2 protein-coding genes are annotated in these 1,830 nt (G+C 74.2%); both read left to right on the forward strand.

Going from position 1 to position 1,830, the window contains the following annotated elements; all coding sequences use genetic code 11:
* Window positions 1-1,058 (forward strand): outer membrane protein assembly factor BamB family protein (locus AOK09_RS36285; protein ID WP_157876193.1); only part of this gene is annotated, 1,058 nt, incomplete at its 5' end.
* A 91-nt stretch (window positions 1,059-1,149) separates the two neighbouring features.
* Window positions 1,150-1,590 (forward strand): protein kinase domain-containing protein (locus AOK09_RS42975; protein ID WP_245687648.1); only part of this gene is annotated, 441 nt, incomplete at its 3' end.
* Between the last annotated feature and the right edge of the window lie 240 nt (window positions 1,591-1,830).

Here is a 1,830-nt window from a genome sequence, read left to right on the forward strand (position 1 = left end):
CCGGGGTCCCGCCTCAGCCGCTCTGGACCTTCCAGGGCCACAGCCTCGCCGAGGTGGCGGTGACCCCGTACCGGGGCTCGGTGATCGTCGCCGGGGAGCGCGCCACCGCTCTCGACGCCGCCACCGGCGGCACCAGGTGGTCCCAGCCCGGCCCCGGACCGGACCTGCCCGTGCCGATCGCCGCCGGAGCCGGGCTGGTGATGTACCTGACCAGCGGCGACAGCGACCTGGTCGGCATCGACGCCACCACCGGGGCCCATCGCTGGACCTACCAGCCACCCCCTCAGGTCGGCCTCACCACCGCGCTCTGCGCCGACGACCGGGCCGTCTACCTGACGGGCAACCAGTACCCCCTCGACGCCGCGGGACAACCCGTCCTCGACCTCGGCAACCTCGACACCCGGGCGATCTTCGCGGTCTCCGCCACCGGGCAGACCCCGCGGCAGCTGTGGATGCAGCACCGCAAGGCGACGGTGGACGACTGGGTGCTCCCGGTGCTCTCCGGCGACCACCTGGTCTACACCGACTCCCGGCAGAACGTCGTCGTCCGCAGCACCCGCACCGGCGTCCAGCTGTGGAGCGCCACCGCCGGCCGGACCCAGATCCCGCCCGCCGTCGCGGACGGAACCGTCTACCTCGGCGGATCCGCGCTGCAGGCGCTGGACCTGCGCACCGGCGCACCGCGCTGGAAGCTCCCCGCCGGCAAGGCGCGCCGCAACGCCTGGGGGCCGCCCGCGGTCGCCGCCGGAACCCTGTACGTCTGCGACGCCGTCTACCGGGTCAACGCCCTGTCGGTCGCCGACCGCAGCACCCGGTGGTCCACCGACCAGGTGCAGTACCCGGGCGACCTGCTGGCCAACGTGGTCATCGGGCATGTGCTGTTCGTCCCCGCGTTCAGCGACGCCAACGGCGTGTACGCGCTCGACACCCGCGACGGCTCGATCCTGTGGAACTTCCGCGACGGGCAGGACCTGGGCCGCGACTGGAAACTCAGCACCGACGGCTCCCGGCTCTACGCAGTCCACGGGGACCGCGTCTACGCACTCCCACCCGTCTGAGCGTCAACAGACGCACCACCACTACGCTCGACCGACACAACCCCCGTCCGCAGGGCCCCCCTGCGCACACCGACGGCAGGCGGAGGCAGAGATGAACCCACTCGAGGCGGCCGACCCGGAGAGCTTCGGCCCCTACCGGCTGGTGGCCAGACTCGGCGCCGGCGGGATGGGCCGCGTCTACCTGGCCCGCAACGCCGGCGGCCGCACCGTCGCCGTCAAGGCCGTACGCGCGGAACTGGCCGAGGACAGCGACTTCCGCACCCGGTTCCGGCGCGAGGTGGAGGCCGCCCGCGCCGTCGACGGCGCCTACACCGCCCCCGTGGTGGACGCCGACCCCGACGCCGCCACCCCCTGGCTGGCCACCGCCTACGTCCTCGGTCCCTCCCTCGCCGACGCGGTCGAGGAGCACGGCCCGCTGCCCGAGGAGACCGTACGGGCGCTCGGCGCCGGGCTGGCCGAGGCGCTGGCCGCGGTGCACGCCGCCGGGCTGGTCCACCGCGACCTCAAGCCGTCCAACGTCCTGCTGGCGGCCNNCATCGTCGTCGGCTCCCCCGGCTACATGTGCCCCGAGCAGGCCACCGGACAGCCCATGGGGCCGGCCGGCGACGTCTTCGCGCTCGGCGCGGTGCTGGTCTTCGCCGCGACCGGCGCCGGACCCTTCGGCGACTCCTCCGCCGCCGCGCTGCTGTACCAGGTGGTGCACGGCGAGCCCGATCTGACGCCGCTTCCCGAGTCACTGCGCGCCGTCATAGCCCCCTGCCTGACCAAGGAC

Source organism: Peterkaempfera griseoplana, from assembly GCF_001418575.1.
Taxonomy (GTDB): domain Bacteria; phylum Actinomycetota; class Actinomycetes; order Streptomycetales; family Streptomycetaceae; genus Peterkaempfera; species Peterkaempfera griseoplana.